Raw genomic sequence first — 22,088 nt, forward strand, 5'->3', positions numbered from 1 at the left:
ACCTATACCAACACGGCGAGGCTCCCGTGCATCGGGCGAACGTGAGGAATGCCGCACCTGGCAGTCGTGGCACCCTCCGTGAGGGTCCGGTTCATGACGGTCCGTGACCGGCGGACGGGGCGGTGCCGTCCCCGGCCCGCGCCCGCCACCGGCCGCCGCTCACCGGTCCGGGCCCGCGGACACCTCGGGCATCGACGCGATCACCCGGCCCGCGGCGTCCCACACGGTGACGCCGGGGGTGTCGTACGGATCCTGCGCCGCCGCGGCCGACGGGACGTCGAGGTAGCCGCCCACCCACCCCGGGTGCACCGCGAGCGTCACCACCGTCGCGGGCCGGACCCGGCCCCCGAAGGTGACGCCCATCCGCGCGGGCATGTGGGTCCCCCGGTAGACCAGCAGATAGCGCATGCCGCCCGCGTAGCCGTACGACTGGACGTTCACCGATTCCGGCGGCTGGTTCCCGTCCGCGTTCGTCTCGTCCCGGCAGTCCCAGCTGGCGCCGTCGTCCCCGTCGACGCAGCGCTCGCCGGCGGTGACGCGCATCCGGTCCCCGTCGCCGATGCCGAAGGCCTTCCCCGGCGCGACCACCCGCACCGCCGGCCAGACGACCCGGGGGGAAGGGGGTGCGGCGGGGTGCGTGGGGGGCGCGGGGGCGGCCGGGCCCGGCCCGTCCTGGCCGCGCGTCGCGCCCGCCAGCACCGCCGCGACGGCCACGGCGGCGGCCGCGCCCAGCGCGGGCAGACACACCGCGATCCGGCGGTTGCGCCGCCTGCGTGCGGCGCGCCCCCGCACCCGCCCGGCGGGCCAGGGGCCCGGTGCGATCGTCCCCGCGGCGTCGGCGAGGGCGGGGCGCAGCCGCTCCTCCATCCCGTGCGCCTCCTCGGGAGCAAGCCCGCCGGAACCCTCCCGCTGGTTGCCGCTCACGCCTGTCACCTCTCCCCGCTCTCCGTTGCGGCGAGCGCCGGATGGTCCCGTAACTTGCGCAGGGCCCGGCTCGCCTGGCTCTTCACGTTGCCGACCGAGCAGCCCAGCACGTCGGCGACCTGCTGCTCGCTCAGATCCTCCCAGTAGCGCAGCACCACCACCGCGCGCATCCGCGGCGGGAGCGCGGCGAGGGCGACGACCAGCGACGCCCGGGTCTCGACCCGGCCGGTGGCCGCCGGCCGGCTCCGCTCCGGCAGCCGGGCGGTGAGGAGGTGGACGACGCGGCGCCGGCGGAATCTGCTGAGGTTGTTGTTCGTCAGCGCGCGGTGGACGTACGCGTCGGGCTCGTCGAGCCGGCTGATCCGGGACCAGCCGAGGTAGACCTTGGCGAGGGTCGTCTGGACGAGGTCCTCCGCCTCGTGGTGGTCGCCGGTCAGCAGGTACGCGGTCCGCACCAGCCGGGGCCACCGCGCCGCCGCCCAGGACTCGAAGTCCGGGCCCGGTTCCGCGGCGGCGGCGCCGTCCCGGGACGGTTCGGGTCCCGGAAAGGCGCCGCCACGCGCGGGAATGTCGAGCAACGGGCCGTCAGAAGTGCGCAAGGACCGTGCCCGAGGCGTCGTAGACGGTGACCTCCGTCGTGTCACCGGGGAAGCCGCTGCTGGGGGCGCCCCAGACGTAGCCGGTCGCGTAGCCCGGGTGCCCGCCGAGCGCGACCACCTGGACCTGGTACGTGACGCCGTCGGCGGTCACGGTCATACGGGCCGCCCGGCCGTCGCCGATGTAGAGCGGGGAGTACAGGGTGCCCGAGGCGTCTCCCGTGCTCTGCAGGCTCACCGTGCCCGCGGGCTGGTTGCCGTCGACCACGCTCTTGCAGGTGGCCCACCCCTCGGACGGCTCCCCGAGGCAGCGCTCGCTACGGGTCAGCTCGAGGTACTGCCCGTGCCCGGCGTTGACCAGCTGCCCCGGCCGCACCACCAGCACGCCGGGGGTCTTGGCGGCCTCGGCGGGAGCGGCCTGGACCGGAGCGGCCTTCGCGGGAGCGGCCTGGGCAGGGGCCTTCGCCGGGGCCTCGGCGGCAGCGGGAGCCGGCGCGGCGGACGCGTGGGCGGTGGCGGCGGCGACCGTGGCCGCGGTCGCGACAGCCGCGGCCGATGCGAGGTGACGCAGTTTCATGGAGATCCTCCGTAACGGTGTTTCCGGTCTCACGGAGGAACTCCCCTGTGGCTCCTCCGCACTCCTTCACTCCCGTACCGCCACCGAGGTTGCACGCCTGCCGCCATTTCCGGCGCCCCTCGCGCGGGGCGCCGCCCGTGCGGCTCCCCGCGCTACTGCTTCGTGCCCTTCGCGACGAGCTGGACGGGCAGTGCCCCGCTGGAGAGCGCCGCGGCGAGGTTCTCCGCGCCGTCACGGGTGAAGCTGCCGCTGATCCGGGCCTCGCCGCCAGTGATGGCGGAGTAGACGGCGGGGGCGGAGACCACCTCGCCGTCGACCACGATCGCGAACTGGTTGGTGGGCGTGGCGTTCTGCGACAAGGTTCCGGTGACCTGCGAGAACTGCGCGGAGCCGGCCGGGGTGAAGGTGAGGTTGACGACCCATCCGCTGCCGTTGGCCGAGTCGAACGCCGCCGTCGCGCTCTCCACGTCCGTGCCGGGCAGCGCGGTCGGGCCGAGCAGGTACTTCTCCTTCATCCGGTGGTCGCAGGCCACGCCCGGGCCGTCCGGCAGGGAGGTGAGCGTCCGCGTGGACCCGTCGCAGACCAGGGCGCCGTAGGCCTGCTCGAGGCCCTTCTGCGCGGCGGTCGCCGGGTCGAGCACCGGGCGGAACTCCAGTAGGGCCGTCGCCGTCATCTGCGCCACCCGGTCGGAGTCGGCGCGGCGCGCCTTGATGGTGACGACGCTGCCGGCGACCGACACGTCGGTGTCCTTGAGACCGAGGGAACCGGCGCGCTCGCGCAGCCGGGCGGCGGTCGTCCGCATGTCCTCTGCGGTCGGGGTGCCGGAGTCGGCGCGGCTCGCGGTGTACGACGTGGTGGTGCGGGCCTGCGGGGCGTCGGAGGGCGGCGCCGGCTTCGGGCTGCCACCGGACTGCGAGCAGCCGGCGACGGCGGGCCCGAGGGCGAGCACGACGGTGGCGAGCGCGGCGGCGTACGCCTTGCGGTGATTGAGCATGAGCCCAGTGTGGCCTGTCGCCCCTCCACCGGGTGCGGGTGTTCCGCAACCCGGCCGGAGGAAGGCTGACGAGCGGTCAGCGCGGGCACTCCCCGCGGGGCGGGGGCGTGCAGCGGGCGGGCGGGACAGGCGGCAGGCGGCCGTCGAGCTGCACGAGGGCGAGCATGGTGACGGCGCCGGTCCAGGCGAGTGGGACGACGGACGCGGTCTCGGGGCCCCAGCTGTTCACCTCGGGGCGGTGCGAGGTCGCCGCCGGTCCCTCCCGCCGCCGCCCCGAGGCGGTGCGGTCCCGCGCGACCGTCAGGCGGACGCCGAACGGCGGGAATTCGCAGCCCCGATCAGGAAGTGCGCGCGTACACGCGTACTCACGCGGTAGTGAACGACGGTGTGTCGGGCGAGGTGCCGCGCGGTCCTGCTCCATTCGGGTGACGGAGCTGGCGAGTGCTTGCCGGGGCGGGTTTCGTGCGCCAGTATTCGCACATACGTTCGTTGACGCTGTGTCGAGGGGTGGGGATCGCGCGTGAACACCAGGATGCGTACGCTCGGCAGGTTCGAGCGGAAGAACGGGCGCCGATGGGCGGCCGTTGCGGCAGGGTGCCTGCTCGCCGTGGTTCCACTGACCGCGGCACACGCGGACGGCGTGCCTGCGCCCGCCGTGCCGACCGAGCAGGGCATCGTGCAGGGCAGCGGCGTCATGTGCGCCGGGGACGAATCCGCTCCCGGCGTCGTCGCGAGCCCGCGGCCGCAGCTGACCGCTCGGGTCCACGGCGCGGCGGACGGCGCGCAGCCGCCCCGCCTCCGGGCCGACTTCGACGTGGCGAGCCGCAACGTGGACGGTTCGTGGACGCCGGTCGCCAACCAACTGGCACCCTCCGCGGGTTTCGTGGGCGACGGCGTGGTGGAGACGACGACCCTGGTGACGACGCTTTCCACGGGCACCGTCTACCGGATATCGGCCGTCACCTGGGCCTACGCCTCCGACCAGACCCAGTACACGGCCTCGGGCGCCACCGAGTACTGCTACTTCACCGTGGATCCGACCGGACCGCTCGCCCCCGGGGTCACTTACGGCGGCCCGTACAGCGAGTGCACCGCTGACGACTGCGGGCCCCACGGCGGGGCCGGAGTCCCGGGCACCTTCACCTTCGCGCCCGCCGACGGGGACTCACCTGTCGTCGGCTACCGCTACAAGTTCGCGACCGACAGCACCTGGACGATCGTCGCCGGATCCCCGGCGACCGTCGTGTTCACCCCGCCCTACGCCACCTTCGAGCAGTTGCAGGTCTCCGCCCTGGACGTACTGGGCCGCTACGGGTCCACCACGACCACGGAGTTCATGGTCGGCTAGTCCGGCGGGCCGGGTCCGCGGCGCCGAGGAGTGCACGCCGGAGCGGTTCGCGCCAGGCGCCGCGTACGAGGTCGAAGGCCCCGAAGTCGGTGCCGAACTCCCAGTAGGCCCAGCTCATGCCGAGGCGGTCGGCCTCGGCGCGCACGAAGGCCGTCCACCGCTCCCGGGAGTCCATGGCCGCCCCGCAGAAGGCGCCGAACTCGCCGACGAAGAGCCGGAGGCCGTGCTCGCGCCCCCACGCTGCGGCCCGCTCCAGGTCGGACCGTACGGCGTCCTCGTCCGACGCGCCGCCCCAGGTGCGGCCGAGCCAGCGGTCGGCGCCCGGGACCCATCCGGCGCCCTGGTGGGTGAAGTCGAAGGGGGCGTAGTAGTGGACGGTGGCCAGCAGACGGGCGTCGTCGGGGACGGCGAGCGCAGGCAGGGCGTGCAGGTCGTTGTGCCCGGCGGGACCGATGATCACGGTGCGCTCGGGGTCCGAGGCGCGGACTGCGGCGAGCGCCTGCGCCAGCACGGCGTTCCAGCGGCTCGGGGTGAGCCGGCCGCCCGGCTCGTTGAGCAGTTCGAAGGCGAGCTGCCCGGGGAGGCCGGCGTAGCGGGCCGCGATCTGCCGCCAGAGGGCGAGGAAGCGCGGCAGGTGCGCGTCCGGGTCGGTGTTCATCTCCTGGTAGTGATGGACGTTCACCACGGCGTTCAGGCCGCGGTCGAGCGCGGCCCGCACGCCCGCGTCCACCCGCCGGAAGAAGGCCGGGTCGATCGTGTACGGGGCGGCGGCCGCCGCGTGCGCCGACCACCGCACCGGCAACCGGACGGTGTCGAAGCCGGCCCTGGCCACCTCGTCGAAGTACCGCTCGTCCAGCGGCAGTTCGGGCCCGCCGCCCAGGGCGTCCAGCGCGTTGCCGAAATTGATCCCGCGTCCGGGTCCGCTCTCCATCCACGCCTCCCGGCGGCAATGTACTACCCGGCGGCGGCGCCGCCCGCCGCGAAGGGGTCCGCGGGCTGCCAGGGCACCGGGAGGGCCACGTCCACCCGCTCGGCGGCGGCGCGGCGGAGGAGGAAGTCCATGCTGGTGGCGAGGTCGTCCGCGGCACGGGGGAGCGGGAGGAGGGGGCGGTCGAGGGGCCGCGTGAAGTCGTCCCAGTGCACGGGCACCACGCGGCGGGCCCCGGTGGCGGCCACGACCTCGTCCCAGTACGCCGCCCGGAACCCCGCGCTCTGCCGGCCGAGCGCCCCGACCCCCAGGTAGACGGTCTCCGCCCGCACTCCGGCCAGGGCGCCGGGGCGGTAGTTGGCGCTGGCGTGGACGAGCAGGGCCCGCCCGCGGTGGCGTACGTGGACGGTGTACGACGTGCCCGTCGCCCAGGCGCGCGGCCGGGCCGGGGGGACGAGCGGGCGGTCGACGGTGCCCGGGAACCGGTCGCCGGGACTGTGCGGGGACACGAGGAGCGTCACCGTGAACGCGCCGAACTCCAGCGGTTCCCCCTCGGCCGGGACGGTCAGCCGGTCCTCCGGGAGCCCGCCGCCGCGGCCGATGTTGGCGGTCGAGGCGGAGCCGACCAGCCGGGCGCCGGTGAGCCGGCACACCAGCGGGGCGTCGAGCGCGTGGTCGTAGTGCGAGTGGGCGCAGACCACGGCGGCGAGGCGCGTGACGCCGAGCCGTTCCAGGCAGCCCCGCACCAGGCGCTCGTCCGGGGCGATCAGGGTGAGGCAGCGCAGGAGCCCCGGGCGGGTGAGGAAGGCGTCGGTCATCAGGGCCGTCTCCCCGTCGTCGAGCAGCAGCGTCGACACCCCGAGCCACGTCACCCGCAGCCCGCCCTCCACCGGCGGGGCGGCGCGCTGGAGCCGCTCGCGGTAGGGAGCGAGCGCGGGGCGGCTGAACGGCCAGGCCATGCGTGGAGCCTAGTCGCGTCCTGCGTCCTGCGTCCTGCGTCCTGAGCCGCCGGGCGGCCCGGGAACGCCGCCTCGCCCACCCCACCCTCACCAACTGGTCTGGACCTATTGAATTCCGCCCTCCGCACCGGCCAAGCTTCGTGCTGCGCGCAGCCCCAGGCGCCAGGCACCGCACACCACGCGAGACGCACAACGCACCACCTCCCCCTGCCGGTTCAGCGCCTGTCTCTAAAGCCTGGATCAGTAGGTAAATGCCCGCCGGCCCGGAATGGGAGCCCTGCGCAAGCGTTCGGGGAACGGTCACGGTGACGGTTCCCCGAACGGGAGCCTCTGCGGCTGGTGTGACACGAGGGGAGGGAGCAGCGAACGCCGCGCATTGGCCGCGATCAGCGCCCCTTGCGCGGCAACGCCCGCATAGTGGCCTGAACCAGCGCCATCCATCAGGCGGCGAGGACTGTCTACACATGCACTCGGCTCCGAGGGGGAGTCCGAATCCCGGGGATTGATGAACCTGCGTGCGAAGAAAGCCAAGCTGGCAGCGTGTACCGTCGGTGCGCTGAGCGCCGCCGTCCTCGCGGTCAGCGCTGCGCCTGCATCAGCGAACACCGACAACGGCTGCGGTTACCCGCAGGTCTGCTTCTACAAGACCTCGTCCAACTGGGACGCCCGGCAGTGGACAGCGGCCTACAAGGACGTCACCAGCTATTTCCAGAACCTCAGCTCCAAAGCCTACGGCTCGTTCTCGGTGTTCAACTCCCGCAACGACGACGGCGCCCTGCTGCACTACACCAACGGCGGGCTGCGCTGCGCGGAGCCGGGCGACATCGTCTACAACAACTCGTGGGTGGTGGACAAGATCCGCATCATGGACGACCCCCACTGCGATGGCATGGGGGCTTGGTAGCCTCCGGGCCGTCCGACCACCGCTGACTTCGAGGACCACCACGGAACCCCCGGACCGCACCCGCGGCCTGGGGTTCCCGAATCACCGCGGCAGGGCCGTGGCGCCGCCACACCCACCGGCGTCCTGCGTTCGGCTCGTACCGGACCCGGCCACCGCCCCGGTGGCCTGTCACCGGGTGGCCCGTGAGCCAAGTTGGTCGCGACCGACCTGAGAACGATCACAGATTTCCGGCCCGCTGCCCGATTCCGCGGACCGCCGGGTGAAGGTGCTGACCATCACCTCCAGATCGATCAAGCCGCTCAGTTCGGGTGAACCGTCACCGTGACCGTTCCCCGAACGCTTGCGCAGAGCACTCATTTCGGACTCGCAGCCCTTGACCTGGAGAAATCGTCAAGACTTGTGGATCGAGTCAGGGCGGTGTTGATCTGACTGTTGCAGTCGGCGGCTCGCTGCGTTCCGAACGCGGCGGGTTCGGCCCTGTTCGGCGAGCAGGCCGAGGGCCTCAGGTGAGGTGACAATGAGTACGACCGAGGCCGTGCGCTGGAACCAGTCGGATGCGGTCGTGAGTTCCTCGGCGGTCCATGGCTCGTCCAGCGCGATTGCCCTGAGAAGGGTCCACTCGCGCAGCCGACGGGCGAGGAAGGGACGGTCCCCGATTACTCCAGCCAGGGTTTGTGCCCAAGCGGTGAACGCCGGGTCGGTCAGCAGGTGGGCTGCCCGACGTTCAAGATGGCGGTTGACCGCAGCCTCCGCCATCGACACGTCCGGATCATCCAGGACGGTGGCCACGAGGGCGGCCTCGTCCGCCTCCGGGACATCTTCCAGATCCTGCAGGCAACTGAGGTAGCGGAGGTAATCGGGAGGATCCTCGTCGAACGGCTGGTCGGTCATGCGGCAAGCCCTTCCGGTCGCTCCGCCAGCTGGCCCCGTTCGAAGCGGGCTCCGGCGCGGACCAGGGCGACCAGGTGGGGTGCGTTCACGGCCCGCCAGCGGGCTTGAGAGGACTCGACGAGCTTGAAGACCATGGCCAGTCCCGCGGCGCGGGAGCCGGCGCCCTTCGTGACCTTGGTGCGGAGCCGGACGGTGGCGAAGGTGGACTCGATCGGGTTGGTGGTGCGCAGATGGATCCAATGCTCAGCGGGGAAGTCGCAGAACGCCGGCAACTCGTCCTCATCGTCCATGATCCGTTGGACAACCCTGGGGTACTTCGTCCCGTAGGCCCGCTCGAAGCCGCGGGCGGCCTTGACCGCGTGGTCCTTGTCCTCGGCGTTGTAGATCTCCTGCAGTGCCCGCTTGGCAGCGGGCTGGGCGGATTTCGGGAGAGCGTCGAGCACGTTGGCGGTTTTGTGAACCCAGCACCTTTGATGACGGGTGTCGGGGAACACCTCCTTCAGCGCGTTCCAGAAGCCGAACGCGCCGTCGCCGACGGCCAGGACCGGAGCCCGCATGCCCCGGCGAGCACAGTCCCGCAACAGGCCCGCCCACGCCTCGGACGACTCGCGGTATCCGTCCGTCATCGCGATCAGTTCCTTCGTGCCGTCCGCGCGCACACCTATCAGCACCAGCACCGTGGCCTTCGCCTCCTCCAGGCGTATTCGCAGGTGGACGCCGTCCGCCCAGACGTAGACGTAGTCCGCGGCGGACACGTCACGGTCCTGGAACGCGGTGCGGTCGCCCTGCCATTGCGCGGTCAGCCGCGTGACCGTCGCTGGCGAGAGACCAGCCGCCGAGCCGAGGAACTGCTCGAGCGCGGGCAGGAAGTCTCCCGACAACAGGCCGTGCAGGTAGAGCAGCGGGAGCAACTCGCTGACCTTCGGGGACTTCCGGCACCAGGGCGGCAGAATCGCCGAGGAGAACCGCTTGCGCTCGCCGCTGACCTCGTCGACTCGCTTGTCGTTCACCCGGGGCGCCTTGACCTGGACGGCCCCGGCGACGGTGGTGACCTTCCGCGGCTGGTGATAGCCGTTGCGAACGACTAGCCGGCGACCGTCGCTATCCCGCTCATCAGCCAACTCAGCGATATAACTGTTGACTTCAGCTTGCAACGCGGCTGCCGGCATCCGCCGAGCTCCCTCACGGACGATCTCGTCGATCAAGGAGCCGTCTCGCGTGGAGCCATCCTCATTCACTACGGTGAGCACGGGCGTACCTTCCCGACCGACGCGCCAACGTCGGCCCACTCGATGACCATCGCAGATCATTCGGGAAGGTACGCCTTTCGCGTGTCTCCCCGACACCGGTCCACAGATCTTGAGCATTGCTCCTTGACCTGCACTCACGGGGTTCAGAAACAGGCACCTTGTTCTTTGTCTTCCGGTGCCGACACACTCATGAAGAAATCAATATGAGGGTAGGGAGCACCGCACGGTTCGGTGCATCAGTAGCGGTGGCCGGGCCAGTGAGCGTCCTCCCAACGATCGTCGCCGGTGAGACCGAGCAGCCGTATTCGGTGGAGCAGTTCCCCTGGAACGCCGTGGGCCCGGAGCCGCGCAGGGACATTGCGGACCAGCCAGGCGCTCAGCTCGATGCGTGTCTCTTCCTCGTTCTCCCAGGTGTGCCAGGGGAGTTGGTCCCCGAGCAGGTCGTACTCCCACTTTGCTGCCGCCTCGGCCAGGTGGTCGTCGGCCGGGCGGTCAGTCAGCGTTTCCCATGTGGTGAGCCACGGGCTAAGCGTGGCAGATGCCTCGGTGATCACTGCCAGGACCTCGTACGCGGGTACTGCGGGATCGGGATCGGCGAGCGTGTCGGCCCACCAGGCGTGCAGGAAGTCCCTGACTGCTTCGGCTTGCACGGCGGGCCACTGCTGCCAATGACCGCGGGCAAGCGAGCGGCCGGCTTCCTCCAAGCCGAAGAGCGGCTCGACGGAGCCTTTGACGAGGGCCGTGGCGAACTGGGGCAGGATCCGGCGTAGTACGGATGCGTGGTCGTTCCAGTCGGGGGCCTGCCAGGTGCGGCGTAGGAGGTCAAGGTCCAGCTCCGTATCCGGAACCTTGAGCTGCGCGAGTTCTTCGGCGCTGCCCCAGTGACACTCGCAGTTGTGCTCGTCGGGATGGGCCGTCATCCCGACGAAGGCAGCGGTCAGGCCGTCGAGCGCGGTAGCGAGGCGAAGTCGTGCGGGGGGCCGGTCGGGGTTCGTCATGGCGTTCGCATTCAGGGACTCCGGGAGCTTCTGCCATCCGAAGATCGCTAACTTACCCGGGCGGTTCCCAGGCCGCCATCGACATGATGCATCCCGACTCCCGCGACGCTTGTGATCGCCCCGGGATGGGTCACAAGGTCGGCGGCAGTACCTGTGCGCGCCGGCATTCCGGACTCGAACGGCGTCTCGAACGAGGCCACCCACCTGGAGATTCACCGGACGTGGGAGAAACCCGCCACCTCCGACCGGCTCACCCCGGCCCGGGTCCGCCGAGGGTTTCGGAACATCCGCGTTCACTTCGCCTGCCCGGCCCGTGTTCCCAAACCCCGAGGCGCCGGCCCCGGACGGCCACCCGGCGTTCGCCGCACGGGTGGGCACGGCGGGCTTCCGGCCTGAGCGCGAAGGAGCCGGTCGGCCGCCTCCGCCACGGCGTCCGTGGTCACAGGGTCGTCGGTCATGCCGATCAGGCTCGCAGCGCGGCAGGGCCGCGACCAGGAAGACGTTCCGCTCAGCGGGACGCTTTTCGTGTGGAACCGGAGCTCGACACGGTACTCGGGAAGGCCGTTGGCCGTCCTGCGGTTGTTCACCGGCGACGACCGCGTCCTCGGCCTGGCCGAGCTGGCACGCCGCACCGGGCTCCCCCAAGGCCACCGGCCTGGGCAACCAGCTCGCCCGCCGCCGGATCCCCTCGCACACCGCCACGCTGTGACACCGCGGGGTGGTGCGGGGGAGGCTTCCCCCGCGCCACCCCCGCGGTTCAGTTGAGGGCGAACTTCTGCGCCGCGGTGCCGTTGCACTCGTGGATCTGCAGCGGCGTGGCGTTGGCCGTGGCGCCGCCGACGGCGTCGAGGCACAGGCCGGACTGCGGGTTGAGCAGCGAGCCGTTGGTCTGCAGCTGCCAGACCTGGCCGCCGTTGCCGTCGCAGTCCCACAGCTCGACCGCCGTGTCCTCGGCGGTCGAGTCGCCGGTGACGTCGAGACAGCGGCCGAGGGTGGTCAGCGAGCCGTTGGTGTTGTGGTACCAGTGCTGGTCGGCGGCGTACGCCTGGCAGTCGTAGAGCTGGGCGGCGGCGCCGTTGCCGCCGTTGTCGTCGCCGTGGACGTCCAGGCACTTGCCTGCCGGGCCGGCGACCGCGCCGCCGCCGTTCACCGCGAACTTCTGCGCCGCGGTGCCGTTGCAGTCGTGGATGCGCAGCCGGCTGCCGTTGGCGGTGGAGCCGCTCGGTGTGTCGAGGCAGCGGCCGGACTGCGGGTTGTACAGCGCGCCGTCGACCTGCTGCACCCACTTCTGGCCCCCGACACCGTTGCAGTCCCACAGCTCGACCTGGGTGTCCTGGGCGGTGCCGTTGCCGTTGACGTCGAGGCAGCGCCCGAGGGTGCGCAGCGAGCCGTCCGACTCGTGCGTCCAGTGCTGGTCGGCGGCGGCGCCCTGGCAGTCCCACATCTGGACGGCGGCCCCGTCGCCGCCGATGTCGTTGCCGGAGACGTCCACGCACTTGCCGCCGGGCGCGCCGATCGTGGCCGGGGCGACACCTGCGGTGTCGCCCGCGTAGCCGGCTGCGACGATGCCGGCCTGCACGGCGTCGTCGGCTGCGTCGGAGGGGTAACCGGCGGTGATGGCGCCCTCGAAGAAGGAGCCGCCCGCGCGGTTGCTGTTGTCGCCGCCCGTGCCCAGGACGATCGAGCCCTCCTGCTGCATGGGCGCGTAGCCGGGCGGCAGGGCGCCGTTCCACCAGGTGGTCAGGCCGCCGGAGCGGGAGTCACCGCCCTTGAGGGCGAAGGTCCGCTGCCCGTCGTTCTTCAGCAGCGCGGTGACGAACGGTGTGGCGTTGCCTCCGTTGCGGCTGTGGGCGTTGGTGTCGGCCTGGAAGATGCCGTCCTCCAGGTCGGCCTGCACCCACGGGCCGTCGCCCGTGCAGGGGTCGCAGGCGCGTGCGGGGGAGATGTTGAGGGCGTCCATGTGGCCGGCGTGGGTGTCCTCCTCCTTCGCCTCGACGTTGCCGAAGTCGAAGCAGCAGTCGTGGATGGTGTGGGTGCCGCTGGTGACCATGTACATACCCTCGGGCCGGCCCTTCGTCGCGACGCCCGAGCCGACCGCGTGCCGGTAGCCGACGCCGGGCTGCACGTAGACCCCGTACACCGAGTGGCCGGCGAGGGTGACGTGCAGCGCGTTCGCGAGCGCCCCGGCGTTCGCGGCGCCCGCGGTGCCCGCGCCGGCAATCGTCAGGTCGTTGCGCTGCGGCGACTGGTCGTAGATCCGGGTGATGACGCAGGCGGTGCCCGTGCAGAATGCGTTCTGCGCGCCCGCGTCGGCCCAGCCCCCGGTGGAGGCGAGGCCGATGTCGCGGGCCGCGCCGTCGCTGACCCGGGTGACCTGGTAAAGACTGCCGCCGTAGCCGGAGTAGAGCGCGCGCACCGTGCTGTAGGCGCCGACGCACGGGGTGCCGGCGTTGCCGTAGATGTCGCAGGGGAGTGAGCCGGCCGCCTGCGCGGGACCGGTGGTGCCGAGGAGGAGGCCCGCGGCCAGGACGAGCGTGCCGCCGAGCGCGAGGAGGGCCCTGCGGCAGCGGCGCAGGGCGAGGCGCAGGGGGCCGCGGTCGCGGGTGGGGCTTCCGGCTCGGTTCCGCCGGCGGTTCGGGTGCTGATCGCGGGGAGGGCGAGCGGTCATCGTCGACCCTTTCTCCGTCGAGTGTGCGTCGAGGTGACGCCGGGTCGTGCGGGTGCTGCCGTGCGGCGGACGGGGCGCGTGGTGCCGCGGCCGCCGCATGATGCGGTGCGGTCCTACGACGGAGAAGCATGCCCTATCCAGCGATGTGACGGTTGCTCACCCTCGTTGCGGAAGGGGCGGCGGGCGTCCGCGCGCGGCCGGGCGGCGGCCCCGCGGCGGAAAAGGGATGCAGCGGGGTGCCGGATCGCGCAGAATCCCCTGATGGCTGTCATGAACGTCGACGGGGCCGGCGCCCCGTCCGCAGGCCCTCCCCCCTCGCCGACCGCGCTCGCCGGGCGCGCCTTCGGCGCCGTGCCGCCGCCCGCGCTGGTGCTGGTCGGCATCGTGAGCGTCCAGGTCGGCTCGGCCCTGGCCAAGCACCTCTTCGGCGCGGTCGGCAGCTTCGGGACGGTCGCGCTGCGGCTCTTCTTCGCCGCCGCGGTGCTGTTGGCGGCATGGCGGCCGTCGCTGCGCATGGGCCGCCGCGCGTGGACGGCGGTGCTCGGCTACGGCGTCGTCCTGGGCGTGATGAACCTCTGCTTCTACATGGCGCTGGCCCGGCTCCCGCTGGGCATCGCGGTGACCACCGAGTTCCTCGGCCCGCTCGCCGTGGCCCTGGGCGGGTCGCGGCGCTGGCTGGACGCCCTCTGGGCGCTGCTCGCGGGCGGCGGCGTGGCCCTGCTGACGGAGGGGCGCGGCGATCTCGACCTCGTCGGCCTGCTGTTCGCCCTCGCGGCCGGAGCCTGCTGGGGCCTCTACATCCTGCTCGGCGCCGCGCTGGGCCGGCACACCACGGAGGGCAACGGGCTCGCGCTGGCCATGGCCGTGGCCGCGCTGGTGGCCGTGCCGTTCGGGGTGGTGGACAGCGGTACGGCCCTGGTCACGCCGTGGGTGCTGCTCGCCGGGCTCGGCGTGGCGCTGCTGTCGTCGGTGGTGCCGTACTCGCTGGAGCTGGAGGCGCTGCGCCGGATCCCGCCGCACGTCTTCGGGATCCTGATGAGCCTCGAACCGGCGACGGCCGCGCTCATCGGCCTCGTCGTGCTCGGCGAGTCGCTGCACTGGTCGCAGTGGGTCGCGGTGCTGTGCGTGATGGCCGCGTCGGCGGGCGCCACGCGCGGCGCCCGCCCGGAGGCGTGAGGCGCCGCGCCCGCCCGGAGGCGTGAGGCGCCCGCGCCCGGTCTGCGCACCGCCGCGTCCGGTCCGCGCACCGCCGCGGGCGCGCGTCCCGCCCCGGTCACGAACCGCAGCAGCCGCCGCCCTCCGCGGCCGGGAGGACCGCCGGTGCGGCGCCGATGCGGAGGAGCTGCGGCGCCGGGGCGCAGCAGCCGCCACCGTCCTGCGCCGCGTCGTCGAAGAGGCCCGCGCCGCCGCAGACGCCGGTCTCGGGGAGGGTCAGCTCGACGCGGTCGGCCGACTCCAGGTCGCCCGCGAGGGCGGCGGCCACCGAACGGACCTGCTCGTAGCCGGTCAGTGCCAGGAAGGTGGGGGCACGGCCGTAGGACTTCATGCCGACCAGGTAGAACCCGTCCTCGGGGTGCGCGAGTTCGCGGTGGCCGTGCGGGCGGACGCTGCCGCAGGAGTGCTGGTTGGGGTCGATCTCGGGGGCGAGCGCGAGCGGTGCCTGGAGGCGCTCGTCGAGGCCGAGTCGCAGCTCGGACAGGAAGGACAGGTCGGGGCGCAGGCCCGTGAGCACGACGACCTCGTCCACCGGGTCCAGCCGGCGGCCGTCCTCGGCGGTGAGCACCAGCCGCCCGTCGCCGTCCCGCTCGACGGACCCGGTGCGGAAGCCGGTGACGGCGTCCGCGTGCCCCTCGTCGACCGCGGCCTTCGCGGCCAGGCCGAGCGCGCCGCGGGCGGGGAGCTGGTCGGCCTCACCGCCGCCGAAGGTGGAGCCGCCGATGCCGCGGCGCAGCACCCACACCGCCCGGGTGCCGTCGCCGGAGCGGGCGAGGCCGGCCAGGGCGGCGAGCGCGGTGAAGGCGGAGGCGCCGGAGCCGATCACGGCGGTGCGCTTCCCCGAGTACCGAGCGCGTACGGCGGGGTCGGACAGGTCGGGGACGCGGTAGGAGATCCGGCTCGCGGCGGCGCGCTCGCCGAGCGCGGGCAGGCCGTCGCCGCCCGCGGGGCCCGGTACGGCCCAGGTGCCGGAGGCGTCGACGACCGCGCGGGCGTGCAGCCGCTCCTCGCGGCCGTCCGCGGTCTCGACGTGGACGGCGAAGGGCCGGCCGGCGCGGTCGGCGTCGACGACGCGGTCCCGGCCGGCGCGTGCGACGCCGGTCACCCGCACGCCGGTGCGGACCCGGTCGCCGAGAGCGTCCGCGAGCGGCTGGAGGTACCGCTCGGCCCACTCGCCGCCGGTGGGGTACGCGGCGGGGTCCGGCCGCGTCCAGCCGGTCGGGGCGAGCAGCTTCTCCGCGGCGGGGTCGGTCAGTTCCGCCCACGTCGAGAACAGCCGGACGTGCGCCCACTCGCGTACCGCCGCCCCGGCCCGGTCGCCGGCCTCCAGGACCAGCGGCTCGATGCCGCGGCCGGCCAGCTGGGCGGCCGCGGCGAGACCGACGGGTCCGGCTCCGATGACGACGACGGGCAGCTCGGGGGCGGCCTGCTCGGGGGTGGCCTGCGTGGTCACGGCGGCTCCTTCTTGTTTCGATGTCCATCGATGCGTGGTGGTTCCAGGATGCCAGCTGTTTCGACGGATGCCAACATAGACAATCATCAAAACAATAATGCGGCCGCCGCCCCGGCCTGGCTGGTTCGACATGTGTCAACATGGATCCATGGCGAAGACCGGGGCGCTGCCCCTGCTGGAGACCGGCGGTCGGGAGGCCGTGCCGTGCTGCCCGCCGCTCACCGAGCACCCCATGTCGGCCGCCGAGGCCGAGGCCGCCGCGCGGATGTTCAAGGCACTCGGCGACCCGGTGCGGCTGCGGCTGTTCTCCGCGGTCGCCTCGCACGACGGCGGCGAGGCGTGCGTGTGCGACATCTCCGACGTGGGCGTGTCGCAGCCGACCGTCTCCCATCACCTGAAGAAGCTCAAGGAGGCGGGCCTGCTCACCTCCGAGCGGCGCGGCACCTGGGTCTACTACCGCGTGGAGCCCTCCGTGCTCGCCGCGATGGGCCGGCTGCTGGCGGCCCCGCCCGCCGCCTGACCGCCGCGCACGGGAAAGCTCCGCCGCCACGCCAGCGAGACGTGGACCAGCGCGATCAGGGCCGGCACCTCGATGAGCGGGCCGACCACGCCGGAGAGCGCCTGGCCCGAGGTGGCGCCGAAGGTCGCGACGGCCACCGCGATCGCCAGCTCGAAGTTGTTGCCCGCGGCGGTGAAGGCGAGCGTGGCGGTGCGCTCGTACGGGAGCCCGGCCGCCCTGCCGAACGCGAAGGAGCCGCCCCACATGAGGGTGAAGTAGGCGAGCAGCGGGAGCGCGATGCGCGCGACGTCGCCGGGCCGGTGGGTGATCGTCCGCCCCTGCAGGGCGAAGAGGATCACGACGGTGAACAGCAGCCCGTACAGCGCCCACGGCCCGACCCTCGGCAGGACCCGCCGCTCGTACGCCGCGCGGCCGAGCCGCCGCTCGCCGAGCCGCCGGGTGAGGAACCCGGCCGCCAGCGGGACGCCGAGGAAGACCAGGACGTTCACCGCGATCCGCCAGAACGGGACCGACAGCTGCTCCCCCCTGCCCAGCCCGAGCCACCCGGGCAGCAGGTCGAGGTAGAACCACCCCAGCAGCCCGAACGCCAGCACCTGGAAGACCGAGTTGAGCGCCACCAGCACGGCGGCGGCCTCCCGGTCGCCGCCCGCGAGGTCGTTCCAGATGACGACCATGGCGATGCAGCGGGCCAGGCCGACGACGATCAGGCCCGTGCGGTACGCGGGCAGGTCCGGCAGGAAGGCCCACGCGAGCGCGAACATCACCGCGGGACCGACGACCCAGTTCAGGACGAGCGAGGACACCATGAGCCGCCGGTCGCCGGTGACCGAGTCGAGCCGGTCGTAGCGGACCCTGGCCAGCACCGGGTACATCATCACCAGCAGGCCCAGCGCGATCGGCAGCGAGATCCCGCCGACCTCTGCCCGCGCGAGGGCGCCGCCGAGGCCGGGAACGAGGCGGCCCAGCCCGAGGCCCGCGGCCATGGCGGCGAGGATCCACACGGCCAGGAAGCGGTCGAGGACGGACAGCCGCCCGGCGACCGGCCCCTCCCCGGCAAGCACGCCGGCGCGCGTCACGGGCACGCCCGTTTCGTGCCGCCCGTGGCCCGCGCCTCGGCGGCGAGCCCGGCGAACTGCCCCGCGAGGGTCTCGACGACCTCGGGGCGCAGCCGGTAGTAGGTGAAGCGGCCGCACGGCTCGGTGTCCACCACCCCGGCCTCGCGCAGCACCTTCAGATGGTTCGACAGGTTCGTCTGCCGGGCGCCGGTCTCCGCGACGAGGTGCGTCGTGCACAGCGTCTCGCGGGCCAGCAGTGTCACGATGCGCATCCTGAGCGGGTCGGCCAGGATGCGGAGGAGATCAGTGTCGACTGACATCAGCATGGGCTGATATTTTCACATCGGCGGCGGCTGATGCCACCGCCTCCTTCCGGACCGGCAAGGAAACACCAGGAAGACCGGGGAAGACCGATGCCCACCGACAAGCCCACCGTGCTGTTCGTCTGCGTCCACAACGCCGGCCGCTCCCAGATGGCCGCCGCCTGGATGTCCCGCCTCGCCGGCGACCGGGTCGAGGTCCGCTCCGCCGGCTCCGCGCCGGCGGCCGAGGTCAACCCGGCCGTCGTGGCGGCCCTGCGCGAGGTCGGCATCGACATCGCCGCCGAGACCCCCGAGCTCCTGACCGCCGGCGCCGTCCGCGCCGCGGACGTCTGCGTCACCATGGGCTGCGGCGACGCCTGCCCCGTCTTCCCCGGCAGGCGCTACCTCGACTGGAAGCTCGACGACCCGGCGGGGCAGGGCGTCGAGGCGGTGCGGCCGATCCGCGACGAGATCCGCGCCCTCGTGGCGGACCTGCTCGCCGAGATCGCGCCGGAGGGGGACGCGTGAGCCGGGGCCGCGCCCCGGGTGCGGGGCGCGGCGGGGCGGTCAGCGGTAGAGGCGGACGTCCGCCAGGCTCCACCAGTTGGCGGCCGTACCGGTCTGGGTGACGCGCAGGTAGCGGGCGTGGCCGGGGTGCGGCAGGCGGACCGTGGTGAGCTGGCCCGTGCCGGGGCCCTGGGCGGCGGTGCGCCAGTGGGCGCCGTCGTCGCTGACGGAGAGCTGCCAGCCGCGGGCCTGGTCGCCGAGGTTGTCGCCGGTGTCGATCGCGACCGTGCCGAAGGCGGTACGGCGGCCGAGGTCGAGCTGCACGTACTGCCCGGGTGCCTGGGCGGCGCCGCTCGTCCAGCGGGTGCTGCCGTCGTCGTCCAGCACGGCCGCCGCCGGGCCCTGGCCGGCGGGGGAGGCGGTGGCGTTGGCGCCGGACAGACCGAGCTGGTGCAGCGTGGTGTGCAGCGCGCTGGACGCGGGCCAGGTGAAGGTCGCCAGCGCCCCGCCGGGCAGCGTGTAGTCGAAGGACTCGTCGCCGACGGCGACGGTGAAGGACCGCGGGTCGTCGTTCTCGTTGTGGACGACGAGCGCGGTGGAGCCGTCGGGGTTGGTGAACGCCACATCGGTGAGCTGCCCGTTCCAGCCCGTGGTGCCGTAGCTGGTGCTGGCGATGCGGACGGCTCCGGGCTTCACGAACTTCGACAGGTGCCCGATGGTGCTGTATTCGGCGTTGGCCGTGACCGTGCCGTCCGGCTGGACGGTGAGCAGCGCGGTGCAGGTGTCGCAGCCGCCGTTGTGCGGGCCGCCGTCGGCGTCCAGGGCGAGGTTCCAGTCGGCCACGGACTTCGCCCAGTTGCGGGTGGTGCCGACGGTGATGGTGCGGGCGTGCCAGGTCAGGGTGCCGCGGAAGATCTGCGCGGGGGTGTCGGCCGCTCCGTGCGAGCCGGAGCACTCGGTGAACCAGATGCCCTTGTCGGGATGGGCGTCGTGCAGCGCGCTCTGGGCGCTCGGGTCGCCGGAGTAGCAGTGGTAGGCGGTGCCGGCGACCCACCGGGCGGCGGGGCCGTCGAGGATGTCGTACGGGTAGTCCGTCTGCGGGTCCTCGCCGAGCTTCTCCGCGGTCGCGATGTCGCCGGGGTGCGTCGTCCAGTTGTGGTCGTAGGCCAGGATCTTCGTGTGCAGCCCGGCGGCCCGCAGCATCGGGCCGAGCGCCTCGATGACCTTCGCCTCCTGCTCGACCGGCATGTCCGTGCCGGGGTACGCGCTGGGCGTGCGGTTCTGCGGCTCGTTCTGCACGGTCAGGTAGTCGACGCCGACCCCGGCGGCGGCGTAGGCCTGCACGAACTTCACCAGGTAGCGGGCATAGGCCCGGTAGACCGCCGGGTCGTCCTTGAGGTGGCCGCCGACCAGGGAGTCCGAGTCCTTCATCCACGCGGGCGGGCTCCACGGCGTGGCGAGCACGGTGAGCTGCGGGTTGAGCCGCTCGGCCTGCCGCAGCAGGGGGAGGATCAGCTTCTCGTCGTGCGCGACGCTGAAGTGGCTCAGCGCGAAGTCGGTCTGCCCGGCCGGCATGTCGTCGTACGTGTAGTGCTCGGCCTCGGCGGTGAAGTCGGAGGACCCGACCGGCTGGCGCAGGAAGCTCACGCCGATGCCCGACGCGGGGTCGAACAGCCGCCGCATCGCGTCGTCCCGGGCCTGGTGGGGGAGCGAGCCGAGCACCGCGGCCGAGGAGTCGGTGAGGGCGCCGCCGAAGCCGTCCATCCGTTGGAAGCGCTGCGTGGGGTCGACGGTGATCGTTGTGAGGTCGGACGCCCCCCGGTGGAAGGCGACGGGCGCCTGCCGCTGCAACTGCGCGGAGTCGTCGGCGGTCGTGAGCCACACCTGCGCCTGCGGGTCCGCCGGTCCGTGGGCCGGCTGCGCCGCCGCGGTGGCGGTGGACGGGAGGCAGGCCATGCACAGCGCGGCGGCCGTCAGGGCCGAGGCACCGAAGGCGCGTTTCATGGACGGTTCTCCTTGCTGACATGACCCGACCGCCGATCTCGCGACCGCGCCCGGGTGAAACAGAATGAAACAGAATGGAAACCATTGCGTGCGGGCATCAGCAAAGACGGCACGCCTCTCGGGTGTCAAGAGGCGTGCCGTAGGGGGCGTTGCATGGCATGGTGAAACAAATCGATGTAACAAGAGCGGGCGGCGGAAAACGGCGTGGGCCGCAGCGGACGGACCCGCGCGGTGAGCCGCGGGGCGGGGGCTACGCCTCGGCGGCCGGCGTCCCGGCCTGCTTCTGCGTCTCGGCCTGCTCCGGTACGGCACCGGGCAGCTCCGCCCGCTCCTCGGACGCCGCGAGCTCACCGGTCCCGTCCGCCCCGCCCGCGGGCTCCGCCGGGGAGGGCGCCGGCGCCGGCTGCGGGACCGTACCGCCGGAGGCGCCCGCCGCCGCGCGGTCGAAGAACCGCAGCAGCTCGACCGGGAAGGGCAGAACGAGCGTCGAGTTCTTCTCCGCGGCGACCTCCACGACGGTCTGCAGCATGCGCAGTTGCAGCGCGGCCGGGTTGGCGTCCATCGTGCGGGCCGCCTCCGACAGCTTCTGCGACGCCTGGAGCTCGCCGTCCGCGGTGATGATCCTGGCCCGCCGCTCGCGGTCGGCCTCGGCCTGTCGTGCCATCGACCGCTTCATCGACTCCGGCAGCGCCACGTCCTTGATCTCGACCCGGTCGATGTGCACGCCCCAGCCCGTCGCCGGGGTGGCCAGCATCAGCTCCAGGCCCTCGTGCAGCAGCTCCCGGCCGGACAGCAGGTCGTCCAGCTCGCTCTTGCCGATGATCGACCGCAGCGAGGTCTGCGCGACCTGCAGCATCGCGAACTGGTAGTTCTGCACGTCGACCGTCGCGCGGATCGGGTCGACGACGCGGAAGTACAGGACGGCGTCCACGCGTACCGACACGTTGTCGCGGGTGATGCCCTCCTGGGAGGGCACCGGCATGGTGACGACCTGCATGTTGACCTTGGTCATCTTGTCGATGAAGGGCACCAGCAGTCGCGGGCCGGGCTGCTTCGGCAGCGGGTTCACCCGGCCGAAGCGGTAGATCACCCCGCGCTCGTACTGCTTGACGACCCGCATGCTGCTCGGCAGCACGATCAGGCCGACCACGGCCAGGACGATCAGCAGTACAACGACGATCTCCATGTCCCACTCCCCAGTCCGGTGCGTGAGGGTACGGCCTGCGCCGGGCCCGCCGCACAGGCAACGGCCTTTCCTTGGCGAGGGTTTGACGCTCGGTCCGCACCCCCCGGTTGCGGCGGCCGCCCTCCCCGCCACGGCGGCCCGGCTCGCACGGTCACCGGGCGGGCCGCCCTAGGCTGGGGCGATGGCACGCTACTTCGATGTACATCCCCAGAATCCCCAGCCGCGCATCATCAGCGGCGTGGTCGACAGCATCCGGGCCGGTGCGCTGGTCGCGTACCCCACGGACTCCTGCTACGCGCTGGGGTGCCGGCTGGGCAACCGTGAGGGCGTCGACCGCATCCGCACGATCCGGGGCCTCGACGACCGGCACCACTTCACGCTGGTCTGCCGGGACTTCGCGCAGCTCGGCCAGTTCGTGCAGATCGACAACGACGTCTTCCGGGCGGTGAAGGCGGCCACGCCGGGCAGCTACACCTTCATCCTTCCCGCGACGAAGGAGGTGCCGCGGCAGCTGCAGCACCCGAAGAAGCGGACCGTCGGCGTCCGCATCCCCGACCACGTCGTGACGCAGGCGCTGCTCGCGGAGCTGGACACGCCGCTGGTCTCCAGCACCCTGCTGCTGCCCGACGAGGCCGAGCCGCTCACGCAGGGCTGGGAGATCAAGGAGCGGCTCGACCACGTGGTCGACGCGGTGGTCGACTCCGGCGACTGCGGCACCGAGCCCACCACCGTCGTGGACTTCTCCGGCGGCGGCAGCGAGATCCTGCGCCGCGGCGCGGGCGACACCGCGCGGTTCGAGTAGCCGCGC

Annotated in this window: 23 protein-coding genes and 1 pseudogene; 8 read left to right on the forward strand and 16 right to left on the reverse strand. The window is 72.8% G+C overall.

All coding sequences use genetic code 11. The features are described 5' to 3' along the window. Nucleotides 1–159: 159 nt before the first annotated feature. The 5 genes from IH54_RS46010 to IH54_RS45205 all read right to left on the reverse strand — a co-directional run bounded on the left by IH54_RS46010 (nucleotide 160) and on the right by IH54_RS45205 (nucleotide 3,321). The gene (locus tag IH54_RS46010; RefSeq protein ID WP_199923307.1) at nucleotides 160–924 is read right to left on the reverse strand and encodes a hypothetical protein; all 765 of its coding nucleotides are present in this window, start codon (nucleotides 922–924) and stop codon (nucleotides 160–162) included. Between the two features lie 5 nt (nucleotides 925–929). Next, nucleotides 930–1,493 (reverse strand): SigE family RNA polymerase sigma factor, encoded by a 564-nt coding sequence (locus IH54_RS46015; RefSeq protein WP_078861845.1) that lies wholly within the window; start codon nucleotides 1,491–1,493, stop codon nucleotides 930–932. A gap of 16 nt (nucleotides 1,494–1,509) precedes the next feature. Then, a complete protein-coding gene (locus IH54_RS46020) occupies nucleotides 1,510–2,097 on the reverse strand; it encodes a hypothetical protein (protein WP_052396884.1) in 588 nt (195 codons plus the stop codon). A 152-nt stretch (nucleotides 2,098–2,249) separates the two neighbouring features. Further along, nucleotides 2,250–3,092 carry a preprotein translocase subunit SecD gene (gene secD / locus IH54_RS0100105; RefSeq protein ID WP_052396885.1) on the reverse strand — a complete coding sequence of 281 codons (843 nt, stop codon included), beginning with the start codon at nucleotides 3,090–3,092 and terminating at the stop codon, nucleotides 2,250–2,252. Between the two features lie 76 nt (nucleotides 3,093–3,168). Continuing rightward, a complete protein-coding gene (locus IH54_RS45205) occupies nucleotides 3,169–3,321 on the reverse strand; it encodes a hypothetical protein (RefSeq protein WP_159011567.1) in 153 nt (50 codons plus the stop codon). A 291-nt stretch (nucleotides 3,322–3,612) separates the two neighbouring features. Here IH54_RS45205 and IH54_RS0100115 point away from each other — a divergent pair, with 291 nt between their 5' ends. Beyond that, complete coding sequence (locus IH54_RS0100115; RefSeq protein ID WP_159011570.1) at nucleotides 3,613–4,440, forward strand: hypothetical protein; 828 nt, start codon at nucleotides 3,613–3,615, stop codon at nucleotides 4,438–4,440. Here the strand turns inward: IH54_RS0100115 and IH54_RS0100120 are convergent. Both IH54_RS0100120 and IH54_RS0100125 read right to left on the reverse strand, forming a co-directional pair. After that, nucleotides 4,427–5,371 carry a glycoside hydrolase family 5 protein gene (locus tag IH54_RS0100120; protein WP_052396886.1) on the reverse strand — a complete coding sequence of 315 codons (945 nt, stop codon included), beginning with the start codon at nucleotides 5,369–5,371 and terminating at the stop codon, nucleotides 4,427–4,429. The two genes, IH54_RS0100115 and IH54_RS0100120, sit on opposite strands and share 14 nt — an antisense overlap. Nucleotides 5,372–5,394: 23 nt before the next feature. Beyond that, entirely contained in the window at nucleotides 5,395–6,327 is a 933-nt protein-coding gene (locus tag IH54_RS0100125; protein WP_031511903.1) for an MBL fold metallo-hydrolase, read from the reverse strand. Between the two features lie 505 nt (nucleotides 6,328–6,832). Between IH54_RS0100125 and IH54_RS0100130 the strand changes: the two genes are divergently transcribed. Continuing rightward, the gene (locus tag IH54_RS0100130; RefSeq protein WP_052396887.1) at nucleotides 6,833–7,231 is read left to right on the forward strand and encodes a hypothetical protein; all 399 of its coding nucleotides are present in this window, start codon (nucleotides 6,833–6,835) and stop codon (nucleotides 7,229–7,231) included. 390 nt (nucleotides 7,232–7,621) lie between these two features. Here the strand turns inward: IH54_RS0100130 and IH54_RS0100135 are convergent, their stop codons facing one another. From IH54_RS0100135 to IH54_RS0100145, 3 genes are all read right to left on the reverse strand, one after another. Beyond that, nucleotides 7,622–8,122, reverse strand: coding sequence for a hypothetical protein (locus IH54_RS0100135; RefSeq protein ID WP_031511906.1), 501 nt, complete (start codon nucleotides 8,120–8,122; stop codon nucleotides 7,622–7,624). Continuing rightward, entirely contained in the window at nucleotides 8,119–9,372 is a 1,254-nt protein-coding gene (locus tag IH54_RS0100140; protein ID WP_031511907.1) for an IS256 family transposase, read from the reverse strand. Before IH54_RS0100140 ends, IH54_RS0100135 begins: the two co-directional genes overlap by 4 nt. Before the next feature lie 236 nt (nucleotides 9,373–9,608). Next, a complete protein-coding gene (locus tag IH54_RS0100145; protein WP_031511908.1) occupies nucleotides 9,609–10,370 on the reverse strand; it encodes a hypothetical protein in 762 nt (253 codons plus the stop codon). 207 nt (nucleotides 10,371–10,577) lie between these two features. Between IH54_RS0100145 and IH54_RS46470 the strand changes: the two are divergent. Together IH54_RS46470 and IH54_RS48015 are read left to right on the forward strand one after the other, a co-directional pair. After that, a pseudogene (locus IH54_RS46470) lies at nucleotides 10,578–10,733 on the forward strand (transposase); the annotation flags it as partial. A 93-nt stretch (nucleotides 10,734–10,826) separates the two neighbouring features. Continuing rightward, a complete protein-coding gene (locus IH54_RS48015; RefSeq protein ID WP_107060066.1) occupies nucleotides 10,827–11,135 on the forward strand; it encodes a helix-turn-helix domain-containing protein in 309 nt (102 codons plus the stop codon). On the opposite strand, the gene IH54_RS0100150 is transcribed toward IH54_RS48015, so the two are convergent. After that, complete coding sequence (locus IH54_RS0100150) at nucleotides 11,128–13,038, reverse strand: arabinofuranosidase catalytic domain-containing protein (protein WP_078861803.1); 1,911 nt, start codon at nucleotides 13,036–13,038, stop codon at nucleotides 11,128–11,130. The two genes, IH54_RS48015 and IH54_RS0100150, sit on opposite strands and share 8 nt — an antisense overlap. 261 nt (nucleotides 13,039–13,299) lie before the next feature. Here IH54_RS0100150 and IH54_RS0100155 point away from each other — a divergent pair, with 261 nt between their 5' ends. Continuing rightward, entirely contained in the window at nucleotides 13,300–14,214 is a 915-nt protein-coding gene (locus tag IH54_RS0100155; RefSeq protein ID WP_031511910.1) for an EamA family transporter, read from the forward strand. A 97-nt stretch (nucleotides 14,215–14,311) separates the two neighbouring features. Here the strand turns inward: IH54_RS0100155 and IH54_RS0100160 are convergent, their stop codons facing one another. Further along, nucleotides 14,312–15,706 carry an NAD(P)-binding domain-containing protein gene (locus tag IH54_RS0100160; RefSeq protein WP_052396888.1) on the reverse strand — a complete coding sequence of 465 codons (1,395 nt, stop codon included), beginning with the start codon at nucleotides 15,704–15,706 and terminating at the stop codon, nucleotides 14,312–14,314. A gap of 148 nt (nucleotides 15,707–15,854) precedes the next feature. Between IH54_RS0100160 and IH54_RS0100165 the strand changes: the two genes are divergently transcribed. Beyond that, nucleotides 15,855–16,226, forward strand: a complete 372-nt coding sequence (locus IH54_RS0100165; protein WP_031511913.1) for an ArsR/SmtB family transcription factor — start codon at nucleotides 15,855–15,857, stop codon at nucleotides 16,224–16,226. On the opposite strand, the gene arsB is transcribed toward IH54_RS0100165, so the two are convergent. Both arsB and IH54_RS0100175 read right to left on the reverse strand, forming a co-directional pair. Next, nucleotides 16,160–17,308, reverse strand: coding sequence for an ACR3 family arsenite efflux transporter (gene arsB, locus IH54_RS0100170; RefSeq protein ID WP_052396889.1), 1,149 nt, complete (start codon nucleotides 17,306–17,308; stop codon nucleotides 16,160–16,162). The genes IH54_RS0100165 and arsB overlap by 67 nt on opposite strands. Further along, nucleotides 17,299–17,607 (reverse strand): ArsR/SmtB family transcription factor, encoded by a 309-nt coding sequence (locus IH54_RS0100175; RefSeq protein ID WP_031511915.1) that lies wholly within the window; start codon nucleotides 17,605–17,607, stop codon nucleotides 17,299–17,301. The genes arsB and IH54_RS0100175 overlap by 10 nt, the downstream gene beginning before the upstream one ends. Before the next feature lie 87 nt (nucleotides 17,608–17,694). On the opposite strand from IH54_RS0100175, the gene IH54_RS0100180 reads away from it, so the two are divergent. Beyond that, complete coding sequence (locus IH54_RS0100180) at nucleotides 17,695–18,111, forward strand: arsenate reductase ArsC (RefSeq protein ID WP_031511917.1); 417 nt, start codon at nucleotides 17,695–17,697, stop codon at nucleotides 18,109–18,111. Nucleotides 18,112–18,150: 39 nt separating this feature from the next. Here IH54_RS0100180 and IH54_RS0100185 read toward each other — a convergent pair whose 3' ends face one another. Further along, nucleotides 18,151–20,094 carry a discoidin domain-containing protein gene (locus IH54_RS0100185; RefSeq protein WP_031511918.1) on the reverse strand — a complete coding sequence of 648 codons (1,944 nt, stop codon included), beginning with the start codon at nucleotides 20,092–20,094 and terminating at the stop codon, nucleotides 18,151–18,153. A gap of 250 nt (nucleotides 20,095–20,344) precedes the next feature. Then, the gene (locus IH54_RS0100190; protein WP_052396890.1) at nucleotides 20,345–21,280 is read right to left on the reverse strand and encodes a slipin family protein; all 936 of its coding nucleotides are present in this window, start codon (nucleotides 21,278–21,280) and stop codon (nucleotides 20,345–20,347) included. Nucleotides 21,281–21,461: 181 nt separating this feature from the next. Between IH54_RS0100190 and IH54_RS0100195 the strand changes: the two genes are divergently transcribed. Beyond that, a complete protein-coding gene (locus IH54_RS0100195) occupies nucleotides 21,462–22,082 on the forward strand; it encodes an L-threonylcarbamoyladenylate synthase (RefSeq protein WP_031511922.1) in 621 nt (206 codons plus the stop codon). Nucleotides 22,083–22,088: the final 6 nt, after the last annotated feature.

Origin of the sequence: Streptomyces sp. NRRL F-5123 (assembly GCF_000721495.1) — a bacterium.
Taxonomy (GTDB): domain Bacteria; phylum Actinomycetota; class Actinomycetes; order Streptomycetales; family Streptomycetaceae; genus Actinacidiphila.

Coding starts and splice junctions, on each gene's coding strand:
- IH54_RS46020 (WP_052396884.1), bottom strand. CDS start 2,097: ATGAAACTGCGTCACCTCGCATCGGCCGCGGCTGTCGCGACCGCGGCC.
- secD (WP_052396885.1), bottom strand. CDS start 3,092: ATGCTCAATCACCGCAAGGCGTACGCCGCCGCGCTCGCCACCGTCGTG.
- IH54_RS0100120 (WP_052396886.1), bottom strand. CDS start 5,371: ATGGAGAGCGGACCCGGACGCGGGATCAATTTCGGCAACGCGCTGGAC.
- IH54_RS0100125 (WP_031511903.1), bottom strand. CDS start 6,327: ATGGCCTGGCCGTTCAGCCGCCCCGCGCTCGCTCCCTACCGCGAGCGG.
- IH54_RS0100130 (WP_052396887.1), top strand. CDS start 6,833: ATGAACCTGCGTGCGAAGAAAGCCAAGCTGGCAGCGTGTACCGTCGGT.
- IH54_RS0100135 (WP_031511906.1), bottom strand. CDS start 8,122: ATGACCGACCAGCCGTTCGACGAGGATCCTCCCGATTACCTCCGCTAC.
- IH54_RS0100145 (WP_031511908.1), bottom strand. CDS start 10,370: ATGACGAACCCCGACCGGCCCCCCGCACGACTTCGCCTCGCTACCGCG.
- IH54_RS48015 (WP_107060066.1), top strand. CDS start 10,827: ATGCCGATCAGGCTCGCAGCGCGGCAGGGCCGCGACCAGGAAGACGTT.
- IH54_RS0100150 (WP_078861803.1), bottom strand. CDS start 13,038: ATGACCGCTCGCCCTCCCCGCGATCAGCACCCGAACCGCCGGCGGAAC.
- IH54_RS0100155 (WP_031511910.1), top strand. CDS start 13,300: ATGGCTGTCATGAACGTCGACGGGGCCGGCGCCCCGTCCGCAGGCCCT.
- IH54_RS0100165 (WP_031511913.1), top strand. CDS start 15,855: ATGGCGAAGACCGGGGCGCTGCCCCTGCTGGAGACCGGCGGTCGGGAG.
- IH54_RS0100175 (WP_031511915.1), bottom strand. CDS start 17,607: ATGCTGATGTCAGTCGACACTGATCTCCTCCGCATCCTGGCCGACCCG.
- IH54_RS0100180 (WP_031511917.1), top strand. CDS start 17,695: ATGCCCACCGACAAGCCCACCGTGCTGTTCGTCTGCGTCCACAACGCC.
- IH54_RS0100185 (WP_031511918.1), bottom strand. CDS start 20,094: ATGAAACGCGCCTTCGGTGCCTCGGCCCTGACGGCCGCCGCGCTGTGC.
- IH54_RS0100190 (WP_052396890.1), bottom strand. CDS start 21,280: ATGGAGATCGTCGTTGTACTGCTGATCGTCCTGGCCGTGGTCGGCCTG.
- IH54_RS0100195 (WP_031511922.1), top strand. CDS start 21,462: ATGGCACGCTACTTCGATGTACATCCCCAGAATCCCCAGCCGCGCATC.